Source organism: Pseudomonas sp. LS_2 (assembly GCF_042709235.1).
Lineage (GTDB): Bacteria > Pseudomonadota > Gammaproteobacteria > Pseudomonadales > Pseudomonadaceae > Aquipseudomonas.
Window position 1 is genome coordinate 197565 of the sequence record NZ_JAVAYC010000005.1, and the last position, 23553, is coordinate 221117.

At 63.6% G+C, this 23553-nt stretch carries 22 protein-coding genes; 12 read left to right on the top strand and 10 right to left on the bottom strand.

Annotation, left to right across the window (positions count from 1 at the left end):
- Positions 1 to 58: 58 nt before the first annotated feature.
- Positions 59 to 277, top strand: coding sequence for a PA3496 family putative envelope integrity protein (locus tag RAC97_RS06870; RefSeq protein WP_375098516.1), 219 nt, complete (start codon positions 59 to 61; stop codon positions 275 to 277).
- Here RAC97_RS06870 and RAC97_RS06875 read toward each other — a convergent pair.
- A complete protein-coding gene (locus RAC97_RS06875; RefSeq protein ID WP_375098517.1) occupies positions 219 to 1181 on the bottom strand; it encodes a LysR family transcriptional regulator in 963 nt (320 codons plus the stop codon). The two genes, RAC97_RS06870 and RAC97_RS06875, sit on opposite strands and share 59 nt — an antisense overlap.
- A 189-nt stretch (positions 1182 to 1370) precedes the next feature.
- On the opposite strand from RAC97_RS06875, the gene RAC97_RS06880 reads away from it, so the two are divergent.
- On the top strand, positions 1371 to 2786 hold the full coding sequence (locus RAC97_RS06880) for an acetyl-CoA carboxylase biotin carboxylase subunit (RefSeq protein WP_375098518.1): 1416 nt from the start codon (positions 1371 to 1373) through the stop codon (positions 2784 to 2786).
- Between the two features lie 11 nt (positions 2787 to 2797).
- Entirely contained in the window at positions 2798 to 4606 is a 1809-nt protein-coding gene (oadA, locus tag RAC97_RS06885) for a sodium-extruding oxaloacetate decarboxylase subunit alpha (protein WP_375098519.1), read from the top strand.
- Positions 4607 to 4806: 200 nt separating this feature from the next.
- Here oadA and RAC97_RS06890 read toward each other — a convergent pair whose 3' ends face one another.
- Genes RAC97_RS06890 through RAC97_RS06900 form a run of 3 tightly spaced genes read right to left on the bottom strand, consistent with a single transcriptional unit; the run spans position 4807 to position 6573 of the window.
- Complete coding sequence (locus RAC97_RS06890) at positions 4807 to 5478, bottom strand: GNAT family N-acetyltransferase (RefSeq protein WP_375098520.1); 672 nt, start codon at positions 5476 to 5478, stop codon at positions 4807 to 4809.
- A gap of 7 nt (positions 5479 to 5485) precedes the next feature.
- Positions 5486 to 5932, bottom strand: a complete 447-nt coding sequence (locus RAC97_RS06895; protein ID WP_375098521.1) for a GNAT family N-acetyltransferase — start codon at positions 5930 to 5932, stop codon at positions 5486 to 5488.
- Positions 5933 to 5943: 11 nt separating this feature from the next.
- Positions 5944 to 6573 carry an FMN-binding negative transcriptional regulator gene (locus RAC97_RS06900; protein ID WP_375098522.1) on the bottom strand — a complete coding sequence of 210 codons (630 nt, stop codon included), beginning with the start codon at positions 6571 to 6573 and terminating at the stop codon, positions 5944 to 5946.
- 89 nt (positions 6574 to 6662) lie between these two features.
- On the opposite strand from RAC97_RS06900, the gene RAC97_RS06905 reads away from it, so the two are divergent.
- Positions 6663 to 8189 (top strand): PLP-dependent aminotransferase family protein, encoded by a 1527-nt coding sequence (locus RAC97_RS06905; RefSeq protein WP_375098523.1) that lies wholly within the window; start codon positions 6663 to 6665, stop codon positions 8187 to 8189.
- Between the two features lie 28 nt (positions 8190 to 8217).
- Here RAC97_RS06905 and RAC97_RS06910 read toward each other — a convergent pair whose 3' ends face one another.
- From RAC97_RS06910 to aspA, 4 genes are all read right to left on the bottom strand, one after another.
- Positions 8218 to 9312 (bottom strand): polyamine ABC transporter substrate-binding protein, encoded by a 1095-nt coding sequence (locus RAC97_RS06910; RefSeq protein ID WP_375098524.1) that lies wholly within the window; start codon positions 9310 to 9312, stop codon positions 8218 to 8220.
- Positions 9309 to 10355: a histone deacetylase family protein gene (locus tag RAC97_RS06915; protein ID WP_375098525.1), complete on the bottom strand. Its 1047-nt coding sequence runs from the start codon at positions 10353 to 10355 to the stop codon at positions 9309 to 9311. The genes RAC97_RS06910 and RAC97_RS06915 overlap by 4 nt, the downstream gene beginning before the upstream one ends.
- Positions 10356 to 10458: 103 nt before the next feature.
- Positions 10459 to 11451 (bottom strand): AraC family transcriptional regulator, encoded by a 993-nt coding sequence (locus tag RAC97_RS06920; RefSeq protein WP_375098526.1) that lies wholly within the window; start codon positions 11449 to 11451, stop codon positions 10459 to 10461.
- 150 nt (positions 11452 to 11601) lie between these two features.
- Positions 11602 to 13026 carry an aspartate ammonia-lyase gene (gene aspA / locus RAC97_RS06925; RefSeq protein ID WP_375098527.1) on the bottom strand — a complete coding sequence of 475 codons (1425 nt, stop codon included), beginning with the start codon at positions 13024 to 13026 and terminating at the stop codon, positions 11602 to 11604.
- Between the two features lie 181 nt (positions 13027 to 13207).
- Between aspA and RAC97_RS06930 the strand changes: the two genes are divergently transcribed.
- The 5 genes from RAC97_RS06930 to RAC97_RS06950 all read left to right on the top strand — a co-directional run bounded on the left by RAC97_RS06930 (position 13208) and on the right by RAC97_RS06950 (position 16830).
- A complete protein-coding gene (locus RAC97_RS06930) occupies positions 13208 to 14149 on the top strand; it encodes a LysR substrate-binding domain-containing protein (protein ID WP_375098528.1) in 942 nt (313 codons plus the stop codon).
- A 172-nt stretch (positions 14150 to 14321) separates the two neighbouring features.
- On the top strand, positions 14322 to 14813 hold the full coding sequence (purE, locus tag RAC97_RS06935; protein ID WP_375098529.1) for a 5-(carboxyamino)imidazole ribonucleotide mutase: 492 nt from the start codon (positions 14322 to 14324) through the stop codon (positions 14811 to 14813).
- 10 nt (positions 14814 to 14823) lie between these two features.
- Positions 14824 to 15906 (top strand): 5-(carboxyamino)imidazole ribonucleotide synthase, encoded by a 1083-nt coding sequence (locus RAC97_RS06940; protein ID WP_375098530.1) that lies wholly within the window; start codon positions 14824 to 14826, stop codon positions 15904 to 15906.
- Positions 15907 to 16002: 96 nt separating this feature from the next.
- Complete coding sequence (locus tag RAC97_RS06945) at positions 16003 to 16248, top strand: GlsB/YeaQ/YmgE family stress response membrane protein (protein WP_375098531.1); 246 nt, start codon at positions 16003 to 16005, stop codon at positions 16246 to 16248.
- A gap of 48 nt (positions 16249 to 16296) precedes the next feature.
- On the top strand, positions 16297 to 16830 hold the full coding sequence (locus RAC97_RS06950; RefSeq protein ID WP_375098532.1) for a DUF3299 domain-containing protein: 534 nt from the start codon (positions 16297 to 16299) through the stop codon (positions 16828 to 16830).
- Positions 16831 to 16922: 92 nt separating this feature from the next.
- Here RAC97_RS06950 and RAC97_RS06955 read toward each other — a convergent pair whose 3' ends face one another.
- Positions 16923 to 17819 carry a D-hexose-6-phosphate mutarotase gene (locus RAC97_RS06955; RefSeq protein ID WP_375098533.1) on the bottom strand — a complete coding sequence of 299 codons (897 nt, stop codon included), beginning with the start codon at positions 17817 to 17819 and terminating at the stop codon, positions 16923 to 16925.
- A gap of 72 nt (positions 17820 to 17891) precedes the next feature.
- Entirely contained in the window at positions 17892 to 18290 is a 399-nt protein-coding gene (locus RAC97_RS06960) for an acyl-CoA thioesterase (RefSeq protein ID WP_375098534.1), read from the bottom strand.
- A gap of 357 nt (positions 18291 to 18647) precedes the next feature.
- Here RAC97_RS06960 and RAC97_RS06965 point away from each other — a divergent pair, with 357 nt between their 5' ends.
- The 3 genes from RAC97_RS06965 to RAC97_RS06975 all read left to right on the top strand — a co-directional run bounded on the left by RAC97_RS06965 (position 18648) and on the right by RAC97_RS06975 (position 23538).
- A complete protein-coding gene (locus RAC97_RS06965; RefSeq protein WP_375098535.1) occupies positions 18648 to 19937 on the top strand; it encodes an MFS transporter in 1290 nt (429 codons plus the stop codon).
- A gap of 164 nt (positions 19938 to 20101) precedes the next feature.
- Positions 20102 to 21100, top strand: coding sequence for a phosphate ABC transporter substrate-binding protein PstS (locus RAC97_RS06970; protein WP_375098536.1), 999 nt, complete (start codon positions 20102 to 20104; stop codon positions 21098 to 21100).
- 428 nt (positions 21101 to 21528) lie between these two features.
- Positions 21529 to 23538 (top strand): ABC transporter permease subunit, encoded by a 2010-nt coding sequence (locus tag RAC97_RS06975; protein WP_375098575.1) that lies wholly within the window; start codon positions 21529 to 21531, stop codon positions 23536 to 23538.
- The last annotated feature ends 15 nt before the right edge of the window (positions 23539 to 23553 follow it).

Consider the following 23553-nt stretch of genomic DNA (forward strand, 5'->3'; position numbering starts at 1 on the left):
CCTCTGTAAACCCCCAGGTCCACCCTGAAGCTCCGATATCCGATCCGGGAGACAGGCAATGGCTCGTGACTACGATGGTTCGTACCAACCCAACGCCAAGGCTCGCAAACAGGCCGAGAAGGACCAGCGCCGCATGGAGTATCGCCGCGCCATCGAGAGCTACTGCGATCAACGCCAACTGCTGCGCGACATCGCCGACTATCCCGACATGGGTGACATCACGGTGTGGCAGGTAGCGTCGGCAACTTCCCCGAAAAACGCTCCGCAAGCCCGCTGATCTTCGCCCGTTCGTTACGAATGAACGCGAGGAACGCCAAGGCCACCGGTGACTGCCGCTTGGCCTTGGACTGCACCACGCACCAGCTGCGGTAAAGCGGCAACTCTTCCACCGGCAGCTCCTTGAGCACCCCTGCAGCCAGCTCCATGTTCACGGCATGGCGTGTCAGCAGGGCGATGCCCAGGCCTGCAACCACGCACTCGCGCTGGGCGTCGGTAGAGGCCACTTCCAGGGTCTGGGTGAAGTGCACGCGCTTGTCCTTGAAGTATTCCTCGCAGGCCTTGCGCGTGCCGGAACCCTGTTCGCGAACCAGCAGGGTATGCGGCTCCAGGTCCTGAAGGCGCAGGTGCTCGAGCTTGCACAGCGGGTGGTCGGCGGGGGCGACAGCGACGATCGGGTTGTTCAGGAACGGCAGGAATTCCAGGCCCATGTCCTGGGGCACCATGGACATGACCGTGATGTCGTCGCGGTTGTCCGAAAGCCGGCGGATCGCCTGGGCGCGGTTGACCACAGTGAGCGTCAGGTTCACTTCCGGGTGACGTTGCTTGAAGGCGGCGAACAGGTGCGGCACGAAGTACTTGGCGCTGGATTCGATCGCCAGTTTCAGCTGGCCCTGCAATGACCCCTGCATGTCCGACAACTGCATGTCGAGGTTCTCCAGGCGCCCGAAGATGTCCCGGCTGGCGCGTTGCAATGCCTCGGCGGCCTCAGTGAGGTAGAGCTTCTTGCCGACGTACTCGAACAATGGCTGGCCCACCAGTTCCTCGAGCTGGCGGATCTGTAGACTAACGGCGGGTTGCGTCAGCGACATCTCCTCGGCAGCGCGGCTATACGAGCGCAAATCGCACACCTCGTTGAAAACCTGCAACTGACGCAACGTCATACGCATCAATGACTTACGCACTTTATCCCCAGCCCCTGCAAAACCTTGTTACCGAACTATAAGCTTTTGCTAATGCTGCCTCTAACAAATATTGATTTTTGTTTATCGACCGACAGCGCTAGTTTGAATACGCGACTGGCCAGCAGCATCTGGTCACGCGCCGACCGGTAGAACCGGCTCGTCTGTTCCTACGGCTTTGGGAAGACTCCAGTGATAAAAAAAATCCTGATCGCCAACCGGGGTGAAATCGCAGTTCGTATCGTGCGTGCCTGCGCCGAGATGGGCATCCGCTCGGTGGCGATCTTTTCCGACGCCGACCGCCAGGCCTTGCACGTTAAGCGCGCTGACGAAGCCTACAGCATTGGTGCCGAGCCCCTGGCCGGGTACCTGAACCCGCGCAAGCTGGTGAACCTGGCTGTGGAAACCGGCTGCGATGCCCTGCACCCGGGCTACGGTTTCCTCTCGGAAAACGCTGAACTGGCGGAGATCTGCGCCGAGCGCGGAATCAAGTTCATTGGCCCCTCGGCGGAGGTCATTCGCCGCATGGGCGACAAGACCGAAGCGCGTCGCACCATGATCGCAGCGGGTGTTCCGGTCACGCCCGGCACGGAAGGCAACGTGGCCGATATTCACGAAGCCTTGAGCGAAGGCGATCGCATCGGCTACCCGGTGATGCTCAAGGCCACCTCCGGCGGCGGCGGGCGTGGTATTCGTCGCTGCAACAGCCGCGAGGAACTGGAGCAGAATTTCCCCCGCGTCATTTCCGAGGCCACCAAGGCCTTCGGCTCGGCGGAAGTATTTCTCGAGAAATGCATCGTCAACCCCAAGCACATCGAGGCGCAGATCCTGGGTGACAGCTTCGGCAACGTGGTGCACCTGTTCGAGCGCGACTGCTCGATCCAGCGCCGCAACCAGAAGCTCATCGAAATCGCCCCAAGCCCTCAGTTGACCCCCGAGCAGCGTGCCTACATCGGCGACCTGGCGGTGCGCGCAGCCAAGGCGGTGGACTACGAGAACGCCGGTACCGTGGAGTTCTTGCTCGCCGATGGCGAGGTGTACTTCATGGAAATGAACACTCGAGTGCAGGTGGAACACACCATCACCGAGGAAATCACCGGCATCGACATCGTCCGCGAGCAGATCCGCATCGCCTCGGGCCTGGCGCTGTCGATCAAGCAGGAAGACATCCAGCACCGCGGCTACGCGCTGCAGTTCCGCATCAACGCCGAAGACCCGAAGAACAACTTCCTGCCCAGCTTCGGCAAGATCACCCGCTACTACGCCCCCGGCGGACCGGGTGTGCGCACCGACACGGCGATCTACACGGGCTACACCATTCCACCGTTCTACGACTCCATGTGTCTGAAGCTGGTGGTCTGGGCGCTGACCTGGGAAGAAGCCATGGACCGAGGCCTGCGGGCCCTGGACGACATGCGCGTGCAAGGCGTGAAGACCACCGCCGCGTACTACCAGGAAATCCTGCGTAACCCGGAATTCCGTAGTGGACAGTTCAATACCAGCTTCGTCGAAAGCCACCCGGAACTGACCAACTACTCGATCAAGCGCAAGCCCGAAGAGCTGGCCCTGGCCATCGCCGCCGCCATCGCCGCCCACGCAGGCATCTGAGGAATACAAGAATGTCCAAGAAAATCCACGTCACCGACACGATCCTGCGCGACGCCCACCAGTCCCTGCTGGCCACCCGCATGCGCACCGAAGACATGCTGCCGATCTGCGACAAGCTCGACAAAGTCGGCTACTGGTCGCTGGAAGTCTGGGGCGGCGCCACCTTCGACGCCTGCGTGCGCTTCCTCAAGGAAGACCCGTGGGAGCGCCTGCGCAAGCTGCGCGCCGCCTTGCCCAACACCCGCCTGCAAATGCTCCTGCGCGGCCAGAACCTGTTGGGCTACCGCCACTACAGCGACGATGTGGTCAAGGCCTTCGTGGCCAAGGCGGCGGTCAACGGCATCGATGTATTCCGCATCTTCGACGCGATGAACGACGTGCGTAACCTGCGCGTGGCCATCGAGGCGGTCAAGGCCGCTGGCAAGCACGCCCAGGGCACCATCGCCTACACCACCAGCCCCGTGCACACCATCGACGCCTTCGTGAAGCAGGCCAAGCAGATGGAAGCCATGGGTTGCGATTCGGTGGCGATCAAGGACATGGCCGGCCTGCTGACCCCCTACGCCACCGGCGAACTGGTCAAGGCGCTGAAGGCCGAGCAGTCGCTGCCGGTGTTTATCCACTCCCACGACACTGCGGGCCTGGCTGCCATGTGCCAGCTCAAGGCGGTGGAGAACGGCGCCGACCATATCGACACTGCGATCTCCAGCTTCGCCTGGGGCACCAGCCACCCAGGCACCGAGTCGATGGTCGCCGCGCTCAAAGGCAGCGAGTTCGACACTGGCCTTGATCTGGAGCTGTTGCAGGAGATCGGCCTGTACTTCTATGCCGTGCGCAAGAAGTACCACCAGTTCGAAAGCGAGTTCACCGCCGTGGACACCCGCGTGCAGGTCAACCAGGTTCCGGGCGGGATGATTTCCAACCTGGCCAACCAGCTCAAGGAGCAGGGCGCGCTCAACCGCATGAACGAAGTGCTGGCGGAGATCCCGCGGGTACGCGAAGACCTCGGCTTCCCGCCGCTGGTCACCCCGACCTCGCAGATCGTCGGCACCCAGGCGTTCTTCAACGTGTTGGCCGGCGAGCGCTACAAGACCATCACCAACGAGGTGAAGCTGTACCTGCAAGGCGGCTACGGCAAGGCACCGGGCGTGGTCAACGAGAAGCTGCGCCGCCAGGCGATCGGCAGCGAGGAGGTCATCGACGTGCGCCCGGCCGACCTGCTCAAGCCGGAAATGGCCAAGCTGCGCGCCGACATCGGCAGCCTGGCCCACAGCGAGGAAGACGTGCTGACCTTCGCCATGTTCCCGGACATTGGCCGCAAGTTCCTCGAAGAGCGCGAAGCCGGCACCCTCAAGCCCGAAGCCCTGCTGCCGATTCCGGAAGCCGGTGCGGTGGCCTCGGCCAGCGGCGAAGGCGTGCCGACCGAGTTCGTCATCGACGTGCACGGCGAGACCTATCGCGTCGACATCACTGGCGTGGGGGTGAAGGCCGAAGGCAAGCGGCACTTCTACCTGTCCATCGACGGCATGCCGGAAGAGGTGGTGTTCGAGCCGCTCAATGACTTCGTCGGCGGTGGCGGCAGCAAGCGCAAGCAGGCCAGCGGTCCGGGCCATGTCAGCACCAGCATGCCGGGCAATATCGTCGATGTGCTGGTCAAGGAAGGCGATGTGGTCAAGGCCGGCCAGGCGCTGCTGATCACCGAGGCGATGAAGATGGAGACCGAAGTGCAGGCGGCCATCGCCGGTAAGGTCGTGGCCATCCACGTGGCCAAGGGCGACCGGGTGACCCCGGGCGAGATCCTGATCGAGATCGAGGGCTGAGCGAAGCCCTCGGTTGTAGGCGGTTAACCTCTGGGGAGCGGTCGCTCCCCTTTTTTTTATGCCGATTTAGAGAGCAACGCAGTACTTGTGGGAGCGGGTTTACCCGCGAAGAAAACACCGCGGTGTGTGGCACCGGCTCTGCCGGTGTTCGCGGGTAAACCCGCTCCCACAGAGATTGTGTTGTGCTTGAGAGCGGTACGTCAGGCTTGGCGGCACGCCTCCAGCGTCTTCACCTGCCCGCCGGCCCCCTGGTTCTCGTCACTCAACCAACGCTCGAACCCCGCCTTCACCGCTGGCCACTCCCCATCGGTAATCGAATACCAGGCCGTGTCGCGGTTCCTGTCCTTGACCACCATGTGCTGGCGGAACACCCCCTCGAAGATGAACCCGAAACGCTCCGCCGCGCGCTTGGAGCGGGCATTGGCGTCGTTGCACTTCCACTCCAGCCGGCGGTTGCCCAACTCGAAACCCAGTTTGCCCAGCAGGTACACAGCCTCCGTGCCCTTGGGCGTGCGTTGCATGGCTCGGCCAAAGGCGATGTGCCCGAGCTCGAAGCGGCCCTGTTCGGGGACGATCGACATGTAGCTGAGAATGCCCTGGACCTGGCCGCTGGCAAGGTCGACGACGCTGTAGAACAGCGGGTCGCGGCTGGCGGCGTTGCCCTCCAGCCAGCGGTCGAAGGCGGCGCGTTCGGCAAATGGCCCATAGGGCAGGTAGTCCCACAACAGCGGGTCGGAACCGGGGCCTTGCAGCACCTCCCAAAGGTCATCGCCATGGCAGGCCGGGTCGAGTTTTTCCAGGCGGATGAAGCGACCCTCGAGCGGCTCGGCCTGGGGTGTTGCCGCGGGTTTCCAGTTCAGTGCTTGGGTCATGGTGGGCCTACAGTGGCTTGCGAAATTGAATGAAGCCCGGGCGCTCGGCGACCTGCTCGTACAGGCTGATGGCGGTGGCGTTGGTCTCGTGGGTCAGCCAGTGCACCTTGACGCAGCCGGCTTGCTTGGCAGTGGCGTATACATGCTCGATCAGTTGGCGCCCGATGCCCAGGCCGCGTTGCGTGTCATCCACGTAGAGGTCCTGCAGGTAGCAGGAGTTCTCGATACTCCAGTTGGAACGATGATAGATCCAGTTGACCATCCCCGCTGCCTTGCCATCCATCCAGGCCAGGGCGGCATTGGTGGGTTCGCTGGGGTCGAGCAGGCGCTGCCAGGTGCTGAGGCTGACGTCTTCGGCCAGTTCGGTCTGGTAGAAGCGCAGGTAGGCTTGCCACAGGGCAAGCCAGGCGGCGTGGTCGTGGGCGCCGACAGGGCGCAGTGTAACGCTGGACATGGGGCTTTCCTTCAGGGTTGGCGCATCTGCGCTGCGAGCTGGTTATCCAGCGAGTCTGTGCTTGCGGCGAGGCCTTCACGTACGCCGGCGATGTCTTCGGCCGAGCGGTTCTGGCTGAGTTTGCGGGCGCCCTGCAAACGCACGATGGGCAGGCGGATACCGACGATGGCGCGCAGCATGCCGTCGATGTAGTCGGCCGGGGCGTCGCTCACGCTCCAGGGGCGCTCGCGGGCTTGTTCGTGGCGGTCGCTGAGGCGGCTGACGATGTCCAGCAGGCGCGGGGCATCGTGGATGACTTCCACCGGGCCGTAGGCGTGCACCGAGATGTAGTTCCAGGTGGGCACGACCTTGGGGTTGTGCGCCTTGCTTGGGTAGAAGCCTGGGCTGACGTAGGCGTCGGCGCCGGGGAACACCAGCAAGGCCTCGCCGCCGCGCTCCAGGTCCTGCCACTGGCGGTTGGCCCGGGCCAGGTGGGCGAACACCGTGCCGTGCTCGCCGTCCTGGGGGTCGAGCAGAACGGGCAGATGGGTTGCCAGCAGGCCTTGCTCGCCATGGCTGACCAACATCGCCAAGCGGGTTGCCTGCATATGCCGTTGCAGTTGCTCGAGGTCATGTTCCTGGTGGAGCTTGGCGTTGTACATGGCGTTGTCCTTGTCGAATGCTGCCATCCTAGGCAGGCTATTGGTTCGGTGTAAGAGCCATTACCTGCCAATTTCACAGGTCCAATACCGTGAGCGAACGTTTCCTTGCCCTGCCTTTCGACCCTGCTGGCATCGTCCTCGACCGTCGCCGCGGGCTGAGCCAGCAGCTTTACCAGGCGTTGCGGGCGCGGGTGCTGGATGGTCGCCTGAGTAGCGGCACGCGCTTGCCTGCCACCCGCGACCTGGCGGCGATGCTGGCGCTGTCGCGCAACAGCGTCGTGCGTGCCTACGACCAGTTGTATGCCGAAGGCTATATCGAAAGCCGGGTGGGAGATGGCACCTATGTGAGCCAGCTACCGAAACTATCCACACAGTTACCCACAGGGTTATCCCGTGGGTTATCAACAGGTTTATCCACATTTTCGCCTGTGGTTACTGAGGATTTATCCAGTTCAGTACCGATCAGCGGTGCACTGGAGCGCCTGAAAAGCAATCATCTTTCGCCCCCTAGAGTGGGCGCGCCTCGTGCATTTCGAGTAGGCGTACCGGCCTTCGATCTGTTTCCGTTCGAGGTGTGGGCCAAGCTGCAAGCGGGTTTCTGGCGTGCCCCGGACCCTGCACTGCTCGGTTATGGCGACCCGGCTGGCGACCCGTTGCTGCGCGAGCTGATCGCCGCCTACATGCGCCGTTCGCGAGGGCTCACGTGCACGGCTGAACAAATTGTGATCACCAGTGGTGCACAGCAGGCCATCAGCCTTTGTGCACAGTTGCTGTTGCAGCCTGGCGAGGAAGTGGCTGTGGAAAACCCGGGGTACAGGGCGGCAGGCCATGCCTTCGCCTTGGCCGGAGCTCGGGTGAGGGGCGTGGCGGTGGACGACGACGGTATGGATTGTGCGCAGCTCGCACAACTTGCCGACTGCCGCATGGCCTACGTGACACCGGCGCACCAGTACCCCACCGGGGTGACCATGAGCCTGGCCAGGCGCTTGGCGCTGCTGACCTGGGCGCAGCGTCAGGATGGCTGGGTGATCGAAGATGACTACGATGGCGAGTACCGTTACAGCGGTGCACCGTTGGCGCCGCTGGCAGCATTGGACCCCCATGGCCGGGTGATCTACATCGGCACCTTCGGCAAGATCGCCTTCCCCGCACTGCGTCTGGGTTACCTGGTATTACCCCAGCGTTTGGTCGAAGCCTTCAGCCAGGGGCGGGCGCTGGCGGTGCGCCATTCGGAGGTGGGTACGCAGTGCGTGATGGCCCAGTTCATGGCGCAGGGGCATTTTCTTCGGCATATCCGGCGTATGCGGCGCGCGGCGCTGGCGCGGCGCAATGTGTTGAAGGCCGGTTGGCCCATCGATGTCCCTGGGCTGGGGGCGATGCCCGAGGTGGCGGCGGGTCTGCATGTCAGAGTGCCTGTGGATAACCTCGCGAGAGAGCACGAGCTGGTGGGCAGGGCCGAGGCTGCGGGGGTAGAGATGCAACCGCTGAGCAGTTATTGGCTGGAGGATAGCGACGAGCCTGTGGATAAGCGCGCGGGGTTGGTGCTGGGGTTTGCGGCGGTGCCCGAGGTGGACATTGCCGAAGCGTTGTTGCGATTGCGCAAGGCCTGGAAATAGGGGGGCTGCAAAGCAGCCCCAAGCGGCTTCAGGTGCCGGACTTGATCCTTGTCCAGGCTCGGGTCCGCGCCCGTTCACCCTCGCGCGTCAACGGCTTGAGCGTATACAGCGTGTCCATCGCCTTCGCCGTCGGGTACAGGTTCGGGTTGTTGCGAATCTGCGGGTTCACCTTGTCGGTCGCATCCTTGTTCGGGTTCGGGTAGCCGACGAAGTCGCTGATGGGTGCGATTACCTCGGGCCTCAACAGGTAGTCGATGAAGGCGTGGGCGTCTTCCGGGTTCGCTGCGCCCTTGGGAATCGCCAACATGTCGAACCAGATCGGCGCACCTTCCTTGGGCAGGCGCATGTCCACTACCACGCCATTCCTGGCATCGCGGGCGCGGTTGGCCGCCTGCGAGAAGCTGCCCGAATAGCCCACTGCCACGCAGATGTCGCCGTTGGCGATATCGGCCATGTACTTGGAGGAGTGGAAATAGGTGACGTGAGGGCGAATCTTCAGCAGCAGCGCTTCGGCTTTCTTGTAGTCGTCGGGACGGTCGCTGTTGGGGTCCAGGCCAAGGTACTTCAGGGCCAGCGGCAGAATTTCCGACGGCGAGTCGAGCAGGGCCACGCCGCATTGCTTGAGCTTGGCGATGTTCTCTTCCTTGAAGATCAGCTCCCAGCTATCCACCGGGGCGCTTTCACCCAGCGCTGCCTTGACCTTCTCCGGGTTGAAGCCGATCAGCACGGTGCCATACATGTAGGGCACGGCGAACTTGTTGCCGGGGTCGTTGGCCTCGATCAGCTTCATCAGCGCCGGATCCAGGTGCTGCCAGTTCGGCAGCTTGGCGCGGTCCAGCGGCTGGAATACCCCGGCCTCGATCTGCTTGGCGAGGAACACGTTGGACGGCACCACCACGTCATAGCCGGAGTTGCCGGTGAGCAGTTTGGCTTCCAGGGCCTCGTTGGTGTCGAAGATGTCGTACACCAGCTTGACCTGGCTGTCCTTCTGGAAGTCGGTAAGGGTTTGCGGGGTGATGTAGTCGAACCAGTTGTACACCCGCAGGGTGCGTTGTTCGGCGTGGGCCTGCAGGGCGCCAGCGCACAGGCAGGCGGCGACGAGCGCGTGTTTGAGTCGAGTCATTTCCGGGCTCCTGGCTGGGCGCGCTGGAAGCCTTCCAGCACATTGACCGCGTTGATGCCGATTTCTTGCACAGCGTAGCCACCTTCCATCACGAACAGGGTGGGCTTGCCCAGCGCGGCGATGCGTTCGCCCATGGCCAGGTAATCGGGGCTGTCCAGCTTGAACTGCGAGATCGGGTCGTCCTTGAAGGTGTCCACGCCAAGCGACACCACCACCACGTCGGCGGCGAAGGCAGAGATGCGTTGACAGGCATCGTCCAGGGCCTTGCTCCAGGTTGCCCAGTCACTGCCTGCCGGCAGGGGGTAGTTGATGTTGTGGCCTTCGCCAGCGCCGCTGCCGGTCTCGTCGGCGTAGCCAAGGAAGAATGGAAACTCGTCCTGGGGGTCGCCGTGGATCGAGGCGAAGAATACGTCGGCGCGTTCGTAGAAGATGTCCTGGGTGCCATTGCCGTGGTGGTAGTCGACGTCGAGGATGGCGACCTTGTCATGGCCCTGGTCAATGAAGGCCTGGGCGGCGATGGCGGCATTGTTCAGGTAGCAGTAGCCGCCCATTACCTCGGCAGCGGCATGATGCCCCGGCGGGCGGCACAGCGCGAAGGCCGAATGGGCGCCCTGCTGGATCGCGGCCTGGGCGGTAAGCGCCACCTGGGCGGCGCTGTAGGCTGCCTGCCAGGTGCCAGCGGTGATCGGTGCGCCGGCGTCGAAGCTGTAGTAGCCCAGCTCGCCGTGCAGGCCGGTGGGCTTCTTGTGGCGCAGGGTGCGTGCAGGCCAGGTGTAGGGCAGTAGGTCGCCCTCCTGCTGCATTAGCGCCCAGCGCGCCCAGGCGCCTTCGAAGAAGTCCAGGTAGGCGGCGCTGTGCACGCGCAGCAGCGGGGCGCGGCCGAAGTCCGTCGGGCCTTCGATTGGGCCGAGTTGGCGCGCTTGCACCTGGGCCAGCACATGGTCGGCGCGCGAGGGCATCTCGAAGCACGGCATCAGCTTGCCGTCGATCAGCTCGCAGCGGCCATGGTGCAGGCGGTGATCGTCGGAATAGATCGTCAGCATTTGTTGTTCTCCGGGTTACTGGCGTACCTCATTGTGAGAGGTGGCCTTATAGGGGAGAACGACACAAACGGCCAAAAGGGGATAGATGTGGCCATTGGGCCTGCTAGCCACGATAGTGGCTAGGGGCGACACCGCTCCAGCGCTGGAAGGCATGCCGGAAACTCGCGGTCTCGCTGAACCCCAGGGTTTCAGCGATGCGGTAGATTGGCATCTGGTCCTCGGCCAGCAGCTGCTTGGCGCGGTCGAAGCGCAGCTCGTCGAGCAACTGCTGGTAGCTGCTACCCATGGCCTGCAGGTGACGACGCAACGTGCGCGACGAGCAGTTCATCTGCCGCGCCAGCCCTTCCAGGCCAGGCGCGGCGTCCAACTGCTGTACCAGCAACTGGCGAATGCGCCCCAGCCAGGCCTGGCGGCCGGTGAATTCCAGGTTCAGCAACCGGCAGCGCTCACTCATGGCCTTGTGGGTGATCGGGTCGGCCAAGGGCAGCGGCATGTCCAGCCAGCGGCGCTCGAAGGCAAAGGCGTTGTCGTTGGCGTCGAAGACCAATGGGCACTGGAATGCACCGCCGTAGAGCGGGTGGTAGTCGGGCCGCGCATGTTCGAAGCGCGCCCCCAGCAGCGGCAAGGTGCGGCCTAGCAGGTCGTCGCAGATGACTTTCAGCGAGACCAGGCAGAATTCGGCATTGAAGGCCGCCAGCGCCGGGCTTTCGCGATAGTCGCTGGCACACAGCCAGACTCGCTGGCCCTCGTCCACCAAGCGCAGTTGGAAGATGGTTCCCAGCAGCGCCGGGTAGCGCAGTGCCAGGCGCAAGGCGTCACCCAAAGTGGCACTGGAGAGCAAGGCGTAACCAAGCATGCCGTAGCACGACACATGCATGCGCCGCCCCAGTTCCAGGCCGATTTCCTCGCGGCGCGCCACCGCGTTGGCGCACACCTGCAGCTCCTGCTGGGTGGTGATGCGTGCATCCGGATGGCCAAGGTCGGCCGGGCCTATGCCGCTGCCGGCGAGCAGTACCGAGGCTTCGCAGCCATCTTCCTGGAAGACGTTGAGAATCAGCGAAACCGCGTTGAGGGTGGTGAGGTGGCTGTGCAGCATGCTCGGCTTCCCATCGGGGCAGGGAGGCATTACCGAGCAAGTTGTGTGCCGGGAGAATAAAAAAAGGGCCCGTAGCGTGCGCTCGGGCCCTGGAGTGGTTGAGAGGTGTCTAGTCCCTCGACCTGGTGAGACAGGGGTGTAGCAGTCTGTTTACGCCTTCAGCGGAACCAGACGGGGTGCAATCATGTTTTCCGGACGCAGGATGTCGTTGAGCATCGCTTCGTCCAGCAGCTGTTCCTCGCGCACCAGTTCCAGTACGCCACGGCCGGTTTCCAGGGCGACGCGGGCGATACGGGTGGCGTTTTCGTAGCCGATGTACGGGTTCAGGGCGGTGACCAGGCCGATCGAGTGCTCGACCAGTTCACGGCAGCGCTGTTCGTTGGCGGTGATGCCGACGATGCAGTGCTCGCGCAGCATGTCCATGGCGCGTTGCAGCAGGCGGATCGAGTCGAAGATCTTGTAGGCGATCAGCGGCTCCATCACGTTCAGCTGCAGCTGGCCACCTTCGGCGGCAACGGTCAGCGCCAGGTCGTTGCCCATGATGGCGAAGGCCACTTGGTTGACGGCTTCCGGGATCACTGGGTTGACCTTGCCTGGCATGATCGAGCTGCCTGGCTGGCGCGCCGGCAGGTTGATCTCGTTGATGCCGGTGCGTGGGCCGCTGGACAGCAGGCGCAGGTCGTTGCAGATCTTCGACAGCTTGACCGCCGTGCGCTTGAGCATGCCGGAGAACAGCACGAAGGCGCCCATGTCCGAGGTGGCTTCGATCAGGTCGGCAGCCGGTACCAGCGGCTGGCCGCTGATGGTCGCCAGGCGCTGCACGGCCAGGGCCTGGTAGCCCGGATCGGCGTTGATGCCGGTGCCGATGGCGGTGCCGCCCAGGTTGATTTCGGTCAGCAGCTCCGGGGCCAGCGAGCGCAGGCGCTGCAGGTCTTCGCCCATGGTGGTGGCGAAGGCGCGGAATTCCTGGCCCAGGGTCATCGGCACGGCGTCTTGCAGCTGGGTGCGGCCCATCTTCAGCACATGGTCGAACTCCTGGCCCTTGGCGGCGAACGCCTGGATCAGGCTGTCGAGGCTTGCCAGCAGGGCGTCGTGGCCCAGCAGCAGGCCCAGGCGGATGGCGGTGGGGTAGGCGTCGTTGGTCGACTGCGCCATGTTCACGTCGTTGTTCGGGTGCAGGTACTGGTACTCACCTTTCTGGTGACCCATGATTTCCAGCGCAACGTTGGCGATGACCTCGTTGGCGTTCATGTTGGTCGAAGTACCGGCACCGCCCTGGATCATGTCCACCACGAACTGCTCGTGGAAGTCGCCACGGATCAGTCGGGCGCAGGCCTCGCTGATGGCGGCGTGCTTGGCATCGCTCAGGTGGCCCAGCTCGCGGTTGGCGTCGGCAGCGGCCTGCTTGACCATGGCCAGGGCCACGACCAGCTTCGGGTAGTGCGACAGCGGAACGCCGGAGAGGTGGAAGTTGTTGGCAGCGCGCAGGGTCTGGATGCCGTAGTAGGCATCGGCAGGGACTTCAAGGGTACCAAGCAGATCTTTTTCGACGCGGAACGATGCAGCAGCGGACATGATGGATATCATCTCGATTTAAACCCGGCACCTGCCGGAATGCCGCCAATGCTAGGGCTGAGCCGATTTGGCGGCCAATGCTGTTGCGCGCTAACCTATGCACAAACGGCATACGCTTTGGCGTGACGCCGATTGACAATCGAGCGTGTGCCATTTTGGTGCGCGCCGTGCGGAGCCGTTCATGAACCTCGAAAGCAAATGGCTGGAAGATTTCAGCGCCTTGGCCGCAACCCGCAGCTTTTCCCAGGCGGCAGAGCGGCGTTTCGTCACCCAGCCGGCCTTCAGCCGACGCATCCGCAGCCTCGAAGCGGCCCTGGGGTTGACCCTGGTAAACCGCTCGCGCACGCCTATCGAGCTGACCGAGGCGGGCCAGCTGTTTCTTGTAACGGCGCGCACGGTTGTCGACCAGTTGGGCGAAGTTCTCCGCCATTTGCATCACTTGGAAGGTGGCCAGGGCGAAGTCGTGCAAGTGGCGGCGGCGCACTCGCTGGCATCCGGCTTTTTCCCGCGCTGGGTGGCCCAGTTGCGCAACGATGGGCTGAACATCGCCACGCGCCTTGTGGCCACCAACGTCGGCGACGCGGTGCATGCACTGCGCGAAGGCGGCTGTGACCTAATGCTGGCGTTCTACGACCCGGACGCCGCATTGCAGATGGATGCCGAGATCTTCCCCTCGCTGCACATGGGCACCACCGAAATGCTGCCGGTATGCGCAGTGGGCGAAGACGGCAAGCCGCTGTTCGACCTGGAAGGCGAGGGCAGCGTGCCACTGCTGGCCTACAGCGCCGGAGCGTTCCTCGGACGTTCGGTCAACCTGCTGCTGCGCCAGCGCAGCCTGCGCTACACCACGGTGTACGAAACAGCCATGGCCGACAGCCTCAAGAGTATGGCGCTGGAAGGCATGGGCATTGCCTGGGTGCCGCGTCTGTCGATGCGTGGCGAGCTCGAGCGCGGCGAACTGGTGATCTGCGGCGGTAGCCAGTGGCACGTGCCGCTGGAAATTCGCCTGTACCGCTGCGCCTTGGTGCGCAAGGCCAATGTGCGTCTGCTGTGGCGCAAGCTGGAGGGCGGCGCGATGGCCGGCCCAGTTGACTCGAAGGTCAGTCCAGGCCCCGAAAAATAAGGGGCGACAGTTGGTCGCCGGGGTGCCTTAAAGGCACCACGTTACGTTATACTGCGCGGCCCCTTGACCGGATGCGTTCCGGTCGTGATCAGCAAACAAGCCACGCCGGTCGTCCCGCGTGGCTTGTTGTTTTTTGACGCGCCAGAGGGCGCACAAGCGAAGAGGCTCGACGATGAGTGCACTGGTTGGCGTGATCATGGGCTCCAAGTCCGATTGGTCCACCCTTAGCCACACCGCCGATATGCTGGAAAAACTCGGCATTCCCTACGAGGTGAAGGTGGTGTCCGCCCACCGTACCCCGGACCTGCTGTTCCAGTACGCCGAAGAGGCCGAAGGCCGTGGTATCGAGGTGATCATCGCCGGTGCTGGTGGTGCGGCCCACCTGCCAGGCATGTGCGCGGCCAAGACCCACCTGCCGGTGCTGGGCGTGCCGGTGCAGTCGTCGATGCTGTCGGGCGTCGATTCGCTGCTGTCGATCGTGCAGATGCCCGCTGGCATCCCAGTCGCTACCCTGGCCATCGGCAAGGCCGGTGCAATCAACGCCGCGCTGCTGTCGGCGAGCATCCTGGGCGCCAAGCACCCGCAGTTCCACGCGGCACTGAAGCAGTTCCGCACTGAACAGACCGAAACCGTCCTGGACAACCCGGACCCGCGTCAGGCTTGAGGCATACCACATGAAGATCGGTGTAATCGGTGGCGGCCAGCTGGGCCGCATGCTGGCTCTGGCGGGCACCCCGCTGGGCATGAACTTCGCCTTCCTCGACCCGGCCCCGGACGCCTGCGCCGCCCCCCTGGGCGAGCACCTGCGTGCCGACTACGGCGACCAGGACCACCTGCGCCAGCTGGCAGACGAAGTCGACCTGGTGACCTTCGAGTTCGAGAGCGTTCCGGCCGAGACCGTGGCCTTCCTGTCGCAGTTCGTGCCGGTGTACCCGAGCGCCGAGGCCCTGCGTATCGCCCGCGACCGCCTGTTCGAGAAGAGCATGTTCCGCGACCTGGGCATTCCGACCCCAGCCTTCGCCGACATCCTCTCGCAGGCCGACCTGGACGCTGCGGTGGCCAGCATCGGCCTGCCGGCGGTGCTCAAGACTCGCACCCTGGGCTACGACGGCAAGGGCCAGAAAGTATTGCGCACGCCCGAAGACGTGGTCGACACCTTCGCCGAGCTGGGCAGCGTGCCCTGCCTGCTGGAAGGCTTCGTGCCGTTCACCGGCGAAGTGTCGCTGGTGGCCGTGCGTGCCCGCGATGGCGAAACCCGCTTCTACCCGCTGGTGCACAACACCCATGAGAGCGGCATCCTGAAACTGTCGGTGGCCAGCGCTGCGCACCCGCTGCAGGCCATAGCCGAGGATTACGTCGGCCGCGTGCTGCACAAGCTCGACTATGTCGGTGTAATGGCTTTCGAGTTCTTCGAGGTCGATGGCGGCCTCAAGGCCAACGAAATCGCCCCGCGTGTGCACAACTCCGGGCACTGGACCATCGAAGGTGCCGAGTGCAGCCAGTTCGAGAACCACCTGCGTGCCGTCGCCGGCCTGCCGCTGGGCTCGACCGCCAAGGTGGGCGAGAGCGCCATGCTCAACTTCATCGGCGAAGTACCGGCGGTGGACAAGGTCGTGGCCATCGATGACTGCCACCTGCACCACTACGGCAAGGCCTTCAAGGTCGGGCGCAAGGTTGGCCACGCCACCCTGCGCTGCCAGGACATGGCCACCCTCAAGGCCAAGATTGCCGAAGTAGAGGCGTTGATCGCCGGCTGATCGAACTTCTGCAGGGCGCTCGCTCTCTGAATGGCAACAGGCCAAAGCGCTGTCTAGGCTTTGGCCTGTTCCATTTCTCAGCTAGAGGGGTTTGTCATGGGCATCATTGGAACCATTTTCATCGGCCTGATCGTTGGCCTGCTGGCGCGCTTCCTGAAACCGGGAGACGACAGCATGGGCTGGATCATGACCATTCTCCTCGGCATCGCCGGTTCCCTGCTCGCCACCTACGGCGGACAGGCCCTGGGCATCTACCAGGCCGGGCAGGCCGCAGGCTTCTTCGGCGCGCTGGTGGGCGCCATCGTGCTGCTGGTGATCTACGGTTTCATCAAGAAGCGCTGAACCCAAGCTAGAATGCGCGGCAATTCACTTGAGTTGCCGAGCATTACCATGCGTGCGTTCTTTCTCCTCCCCCTATTGCTGGCCAGTACCCTGGCGCGTGCCGAGCTGCCCGAGACCGACTGGCTGGAGCTGATGCCCAAGTCGGACCAGCGGGCCCTCGAAGCCATGCCCGAAATCGACCACAACTCCCCTGAAGCCAATGGTGTGTTCGACCAGAAGGGTGGCCTTAAGCAGGGCAAAGGCCTGCCGGCGGTGATGTACTCGACCAAGACCGTGGCGGCCATGAACGGCAAGGACATTCGCCTGGGCGGCTACCCTGTGCCGCTGGAGAGCGATAGCAAGGGCAACAGCACGTTGTTCTTCCTGGTGCCGTACCCTGGCGCTTGCATCCACGTGCCGCCACCGCCGCCGAACCAGCTGGTGCTGGTGCGTTTTCCGAAGGGGGTGAAGATCGACGATATCTACACGCCGCTGTGGGTGAGCGGAAAGCTGAAGGTGGAGGCGGTCAGCAATGACCTGGCCGATGCGGCCTATGCGCTGGATGCGGGGACGGTGAGGGTGGTGGAGGATGCCGACCTCTGAGGCAACTGCACGGTTTTTTCGCGGGCAAGCCCGCTCCTGGAGGATCATACCGAACCCTGTAGGAGCGGGCTTGCCCGCGACCGGCCATCAGCTCAGAGCACTTCGCTGCAGATACTGACACTCATTGAATGCCCCTTGCCCGGCGCGAGCGTGACCACGTCATCCCATACGTTGGCCGTCTCGATGCATAGCATGCGCTGCCAGCCATCGTCGGCCATGTCGGGCAGTTCGCGCGCGCGGTCGGTCCAGGGGTTCCAGATGACCGCCGTGCGTGAACCGCTGGCGCGCAGGGTGATGCGGCGGTTCCAGTGCGGGTCGACGATGGCCAGTTGCTTGGGCGCATTCAGGTAGATGCGATCCGTCTCGCCGGCAAAACCCAGGGTGCCTCGTTGCTGGCGTTGTTCCCAACCGGCCAGGGTCTCGATATAGCCCAGCCCGTCGACACCTTCCACTCGCGCCTGGCGCACATCGCTGACAGCGAAGTAGCTGTGCAGAGCCTGGCTCAAGGTCACGCTGTGGTTGCCGTGGTTGTGGCTGGTGAGGGTCACCGTCAGGTGCTCGGCCAGTTCGATCACCAGGGTGAGCTCGACGTCATGGGACCAGCCCGGCAGGTCGCCACGTGCCTCGGGCAGGGTGAACTCGATACGCAGGCTGTCGCCGCGTTCTTCGATGCCGAGCAGCTGCCAGTCGCGACCGCGTACCAGGCCGTGAGAGGGGGCCTGTTCGCCCTGATACTGTGCTTTCACCGCTTGCGGGTTGCGCTCGAAGATACCGAACCACGGCCAGCAAACCGGCACCCCGGCGCGTACCGACTTGCCCTGGCGGAAGATCGCCTGGTCGCTGAGCCACAGCAGTGGGGGCTCGCCCATGCGTTGGTAGCTGAGGATCTGCGCGCCCTGTTGGGCGACCAGAAGTTCGCCCTTGGCGCTGCTGATGCGCCAGCAGTTGAGTTCGCCGTGTTGCTCGGTTACGACCTGGAAGGTAGCCATGCGCGTGTCTCGTCGATTGCAGGTGAGGCCGTTGGACCTCGCATCATTCGACGAGTTTACCGCGCGCCGGTTTCAGCGACGAGGCACGCAGCGGGTACGGCCGTTGGGGTCGATGGCAACGAAGACGAATTCGGCTTCGGTGACCTTGCGCCATTCGCCGGACTGCGGATCGTCGCTCCACACTTCGACCATCATCTGGATCGAGCTGCGACCGACTTCCAGGGTCTGGGTGTAGAAAGACAGTTGCGCGCCCACCGCAACAGGCACCAGGAAGGCCATGCGGTCGATCGCCACGGTAGCTACGCGGCCACCCGCCACGCGGCTGGCCATGGCGGTGCCGGCCAGGTCCATCTGGGCGACCAGCCAGCCGCCGAAAATATCGCCGAAGCCGTTGGTTTCCCGGGGCAATGCGGTGATCTGCAAGGCCAGGTCGCCCTGGGGGATAGGATCTTCTTGTTCGAGCTCAATCATGCCGTGGGGCCTCTGACCCGTGACGCTTCGTTGGTTGGCGCAATGAGGACGCCTTTAAAACGATTCAGCTGGCAACATACTACGCTGATTTCGCTTAGGGGGGCGGCCAAAGGGAAACTCTGCGAAACCGCCTGCGTAGCTGATGGCCGGCGTTTTCGCACAATATCCCTGTTTGTGAGCGTTTTCCCACGAGCAGGCAGTATATAGACGCGCAAGTCCAGCGACGACCGTGCATTCATGAATATCTGTGTGGATTTTGTACCGCTATGAGCGTGGTGCGGCAATTTGTTATCTTCGCCGTTCCCGGTTCAAGAGCCACGCTCAACGTGGCCTGCAAGCCCAATAAAGAGAACGTCCATGACCTCCGTGCCGAGCAGTATCGAGCAGCCTTCGCGGCCGCTGACCCGCAGTGACTACAAGACCCTCTCACTGTCTGCCCTGGGCGGCGCGCTGGAGTTCTACGACTTCATCATCTTCGTGTTCTTCGCCACGGTGGTCGGCAAGCTGTTCTTCCCCGCCGACATGCCCGAGTGGCTGCGCCTGATGCAGACTTTCGGCATCTTTGCAGCCGGTTACCTGGCACGGCCCCTGGGCGGCATCATCATGGCCCACTTCGGCGACCTGCTGGGCCGCAAACGCATGTTCACCCTGAGCATCTTCATGATGGCCGTGCCCACGCTGCTCATGGGCCTGCTGCCGACCTACGCGCAGATCGGCCTGTGGGCGCCGATCCTGTTGCTGTTGATGCGCATCGTGCAGGGCGCGGCGATCGGCGGCGAGGTGCCGGGGGCCTGGGTGTTCGTGTCCGAACACGTGCCGGCGCGCAATACCGGCTATGCCTGCGGCACCCTGACCGCCGGTCTCACGGCGGGCATCCTGCTGGGCTCGTTGGTGGCCACGCTGATCAACACGGTCTACACCCCTACGGAAGTGGCCGACTACGCCTGGCGTATCCCGTTCCTGCTGGGCGGGGTGTTCGGCCTGTTCGCCGTGTACCTGCGTCGCTGGCTGCATGAAACCCCGGTGTTCGCCGAAATGCAGCAGCGCAAGGCCCTGGCCGAAGAGCTGCCGCTGCGTGCGGTGCTGCGCGACCACCGCGGCGCTATCATCCTGTCGATGCTGCTGACCTGGCTACTGTCGGCGGGCATCGTGGTGATCATCCTGATGACCCCGGCGCTGCTGCAAAGCCTCTATCACATCAGCCCTACCGATTCGCTCAAGGCCAACAGCCTGGCGATCGTGCTGCTGAGCCTGGGCTGCATTGGCGCGGGCAGCCTGGCCGACCGCTTCGGTGCAGGCAAGGTCTTCGTGCTCGGCAGCCTGGGGTTGCTGGTATCGTCCTGGAGCTTCTATCACGCCTTGCCGACCCGCCCCGACCTGTTGTTCCCGCTGTACGCCGTGACCGGCCTGTTCGTCGGCGTGGTGGGCGCGGTGCCCTACGTGATGGTCAAGGCGTTCCCGGCTGTGGTGCGTTTCAGCGGCCTGTCGTTCTCCTACAACGTCGCCTACGCCATCTTCGGCGGGCTTACCCCGCTGGTGGTGACCTCGCTGCTCAAGTTCAGCCCCATGGCGCCTGCCTATTACGTGGCCGGGTTGTGCGGCGTTGGCTTGCTGATCGGCCTGTACCTGCTGGTCAACAAACGCTGAACAAGTCGCTGCGCCAGCCCTGCGAAAACCGAAAGGCCATCTCGGATCTCCGATGATGGCCTTTCATCCAATTGTCATATTGGGGTCATATCGTGTTCATGCGCCCTTCGGATACTTGGGCCCGACTCATCCAACACCCAAATTATTCCTGCTAGGAGCAAGGCATGAAACTGAAGCGTTTGATGGCGGCCCTGACGTTCGCCGCCGCTGGCGTCGCTGCCGCCAATGCGGTCGCCGCTGTCGACCCGGCTATCCCGACCTACACCAAGACCACCGGTGTTTCGGGCAACCTCTCCAGCGTCGGTTCCGACACCCTCGCGAACCTGATGACCTTGTGGGCCGAGTCCTACAAGAAGGAATATCCGAACGTAAACATCCAGATCCAGGCTGCCGGCTCCTCCACCGCGCCACCCGCGCTGACCGAAGGCACCGCCAACATGGGCCCGATGAGCCGCAAGATGAAGGACGTCGAGCTGCAGGCCTTCGAGCAGAAGTACGGCTACAAGCCGACCGCCATCCCGGTTGCCGTCGACGCCCTGGCCGTGTTCGTGCACAAGGACAACCCGATCAAGCACCTGAGCATGGAGCAGGTCGATGCGATCTTCTCCTCCACCCGCCTGTGCGGTGGCAAGGCAGACGTGAAGACCTGGGGCGACGTGGGCGTGACCGGCGACCTGGCCAACAAGCCAATCCAGCTGTTCGGCCGCAACTCGGTATCGGGCACCTATGGCTACTTCAAGGAAGAAGGCCTGTGCAAAGGCGACTTCAAGCCTAACGTCAACGAGCAGCCAGGTTCGGCTTCGGTCGTGCAGTCGATCAGCTCTTCGCTGAACAGCATCGGCTACTCGGGCATCGGCTACAAGACCGCCAGCGTCAAGACCGTTGCCCTGGCCAAGAAAGGCGGCACCGAGTTCATCGAGGACACCGAAGAGAACGCCCTGAACGGCAAGTACCCGCTGTCGCGCTTCCTGTACGTCTACGTCAACAAGGCGCCGAACAAGCCTCTGGCCCCGCTGGAAGCCGAGTTCGTCAAGCTGGTGCTGTCGCAGGCAGGCCAGGAAGTCGTGGTCAAGGATGGCTACATCCCGCTGCCGGCCAAAGTGGTCGAGAAGACCCTGGCTGACCTGGGCCTGTCCCACAGCGCCAACGTTGCCAAGAAGTAACTAGCCGAAAGGCATGAAGAGGCCGACACTGGTGTGTCGGCCTCTTCGATACGAATTCTTCAGTCCGACGCCAGGGCTCCTGCGCGGCGGGCTTTTTTGCGTCACTGCATTGTCACTTTTCTGTCATATGGGACCGCTAGGGTGTGCGCATGAATGATCTGGCCAATTCCACGATGACCCCAAACTCCCCCCCGGTGCGGATTGACTTCAATACGCCCGAGCTGCAACGCAAGCGTCGCATGCGCGCCCTCAAGGACCGCCTTACCCGCTGGTACGTCTTGGTGGGTGGCTTGGCGGTGTTGGCGGCGATCACATTGATCTTCTTCTACCTGGCCTATGTGGTGCTGCCACTGTTCCAGGGTGCCGAGCTGACCAGCAAGAAGGCCCTGGAGCCCACCTGGTTGCAGCAGGATGTCGGCAAGCCGCTGATGATCGCCCTCGAGGAGCAGAACCTGGTGGGCATGCGCGTTTCCGACAAGGGCCAGGCGCTGTTCTTCAATACCAGGAGCGGTGCCGAACTCAAGCGCGTGGACCTGCCGCTGCCGGCAGGCGTGCAGGTCAGCTCGATCGGCACCGACCAGCCGGGTAGCCCGCTGGTTGTGCTGGGCTTGTCCAACGGCCAGGCGCTGGTGTTCCAGCACACCTACAAGGTCACCTACCCGGACAACAAGAAAACCATCGAGCCCGGTATCGATTTCCCCTACGGCCAGCAGCCATTCGCCCTCGACGAGCAGGGCCGGGCGCTCGAGCACGTGAGCCTCAACGCCAACAGCGACACCCTGCTGCTGAGCGGCTCCACCGGCTCGCACTTGCAAGTGGTGAAGCTCGAACGCACCGAGAACATGATGACCGGCGAGGTCAGCACCGAGCAGAGCCGCATCGACCTGCCGCAGATGACCGAGCCGGTGAAGGCCATCTTCATCGACCCGCGCCAGCAGTGGCTGTACGTGCTCAACGGCCGCGCCCAGGCCGATGTCTTCAGCCTGCGCGAGAAAAGCCTCAATGGCCGCTACAAGCTGCTCGACGACGGCAACGCCGAGATCACCGCCAGCACCCAGCTGGTGGGCGGCATCTCGCTGATCCTGGGGGACTCCAAGGGTGGCCTGAGCCAATGGTTCATGGCCCGCGACCCGGATGGCGAGTCGCGCCTGAAGCTGATCCGCAGCTTCCAGCTGGGCAACGCGCCGATCGTGCAGATCGACGCCGAGGAACGCCGCAAGGGCTTCATCGCCCTGGACAACGCCGGCAAGCTGGGCGTGTTCCACAGCACCGCGCACCGCACCCTGCTGATCGAGCCGGTCGCCGACGGCGCCGGTACCTTGGCCCTGTCGCCGCGTGCCAATCGCATCTTCATCGAAGAAGGCAGCAAGCTGCTGCCGCTGAGCCTGCGCAACCCGCATCCGGAAATCTCCTTCAGCGCGCTGTGGAGCAAGGTGTGGTACGAGAACTATGAAGAGCCGAAGTACGTGTGGCAGTCCACTGCCTCGAACACCGACTTCGAGCCCAAGCTGAGCCTGGCGCCACTGACTTTCGGCACCCTCAAGGCTGCGTTCTACGCGATGATCCTGGCCGCGCCGCTGGCCATTGCCGCAGCCATCTACACCGCCTATTTCATGGCCCCCGGCATGCGCCGCAAGGTCAAGCCGGTGATCGAGTTGATGGAGGCGATGCCGACGGTGATCCTCGGCTTCTTCGCCGGCCTGTTCCTGGCGCCATACCTGGAAGGCCACCTGCCAGGCGTGTTCAGCCTGCTGGTGATCCTGCCGATTGGCATTCTGGTGGCAGGTTTCGCCTGGAGCCGCCTGCCGGAGTCGATTCGCCTGCGTGTCCCGGATGGCTGGGAAGCGGCGATCCTGATCCCGGTGATCCTGGCGATTGGCTGGTTCGCCCTGCACATGAGCCCGTTCTTGGAAAGCTGGTTCTTCGGCGGCGACATGCGCCTGTGGATCACCAACGACCTGGGGATAACCTACGACCAGCGCAACGCCCTGGTGGTCGGTATCGCCATGGGCTTCGCGGTCATCCCGAACATCTATTCCATCGCCGAAGACGCCGTGTTCAGCGTGCCGCGCAGTCTCACCCTGGGCTCCCTGGCCCTGGGCGCGACGCCTTGGCAGACCCTGACCCGTGTGGTCATTCTCACCGCCAGCCCAGGCATTTTCTCGGCGCTGATGATCGGTATGGGCCGTGCGGTGGGCGAAACCATGATCGTGCTGATGGCCACCGGCAACACCCCGGTGATGGAGCTGAACCTGTTCGAGGGCATGCGCACCCTGGCCGCCAACGTAGCCGTGGAAATGCCCGAATCGGAAGTCGGCGGTAGCCACTATCGTGTGCTGTTCCTCGCCGCCCTCGTGCTGCTGCTGTTCACCTTCGTGATGAACACCTTGGCCGAGCTGATTCGCCAGCGCCTGCGCAAGAAATACTCCTCGCTTTGATAGAAAGGTAGAGAT

What these genes read in the sequence shown, in the direction of transcription:
- RAC97_RS06970 (WP_375098536.1), top strand. Translation starts at nt 20,102, where the DNA reads ATGAAACTGAAGCGTTTGATGGCGGCCCTGACGTTCGCCGCCGCTGGC.
- RAC97_RS06930 (WP_375098528.1), top strand. Translation starts at nt 13,208, where the DNA reads ATGAACCTCGAAAGCAAATGGCTGGAAGATTTCAGCGCCTTGGCCGCA.
- purE (WP_375098529.1), top strand. Translation starts at nt 14,322, where the DNA reads ATGAGTGCACTGGTTGGCGTGATCATGGGCTCCAAGTCCGATTGGTCC.
- RAC97_RS06890 (WP_375098520.1), bottom strand. Translation starts at nt 5,478, where the DNA reads ATGACCCAAGCACTGAACTGGAAACCCGCGGCAACACCCCAGGCCGAG.
- RAC97_RS06975 (WP_375098575.1), top strand. Translation starts at nt 21,529, where the DNA reads ATGATCGCCCTCGAGGAGCAGAACCTGGTGGGCATGCGCGTTTCCGAC.
- RAC97_RS06965 (WP_375098535.1), top strand. Translation starts at nt 18,648, where the DNA reads ATGACCTCCGTGCCGAGCAGTATCGAGCAGCCTTCGCGGCCGCTGACC.
- RAC97_RS06940 (WP_375098530.1), top strand. Translation starts at nt 14,824, where the DNA reads ATGAAGATCGGTGTAATCGGTGGCGGCCAGCTGGGCCGCATGCTGGCT.
- RAC97_RS06945 (WP_375098531.1), top strand. Translation starts at nt 16,003, where the DNA reads ATGGGCATCATTGGAACCATTTTCATCGGCCTGATCGTTGGCCTGCTG.
- RAC97_RS06900 (WP_375098522.1), bottom strand. Translation starts at nt 6,573, where the DNA reads ATGTACAACGCCAAGCTCCACCAGGAACATGACCTCGAGCAACTGCAA.
- oadA (WP_375098519.1), top strand. Translation starts at nt 2,798, where the DNA reads ATGTCCAAGAAAATCCACGTCACCGACACGATCCTGCGCGACGCCCAC.
- RAC97_RS06895 (WP_375098521.1), bottom strand. Translation starts at nt 5,932, where the DNA reads ATGTCCAGCGTTACACTGCGCCCTGTCGGCGCCCACGACCACGCCGCC.
- aspA (WP_375098527.1), bottom strand. Translation starts at nt 13,026, where the DNA reads ATGTCCGCTGCTGCATCGTTCCGCGTCGAAAAAGATCTGCTTGGTACC.
- RAC97_RS06920 (WP_375098526.1), bottom strand. Translation starts at nt 11,451, where the DNA reads ATGCTGCACAGCCACCTCACCACCCTCAACGCGGTTTCGCTGATTCTC.
- RAC97_RS06915 (WP_375098525.1), bottom strand. Translation starts at nt 10,355, where the DNA reads ATGCTGACGATCTATTCCGACGATCACCGCCTGCACCATGGCCGCTGC.
- RAC97_RS06910 (WP_375098524.1), bottom strand. Translation starts at nt 9,312, where the DNA reads ATGACTCGACTCAAACACGCGCTCGTCGCCGCCTGCCTGTGCGCTGGC.
- RAC97_RS06960 (WP_375098534.1), bottom strand. Translation starts at nt 18,290, where the DNA reads ATGATTGAGCTCGAACAAGAAGATCCTATCCCCCAGGGCGACCTGGCC.
- RAC97_RS06950 (WP_375098532.1), top strand. Translation starts at nt 16,297, where the DNA reads ATGCGTGCGTTCTTTCTCCTCCCCCTATTGCTGGCCAGTACCCTGGCG.
- RAC97_RS06870 (WP_375098516.1), top strand. Translation starts at nt 59, where the DNA reads ATGGCTCGTGACTACGATGGTTCGTACCAACCCAACGCCAAGGCTCGC.
- RAC97_RS06955 (WP_375098533.1), bottom strand. Translation starts at nt 17,819, where the DNA reads ATGGCTACCTTCCAGGTCGTAACCGAGCAACACGGCGAACTCAACTGC.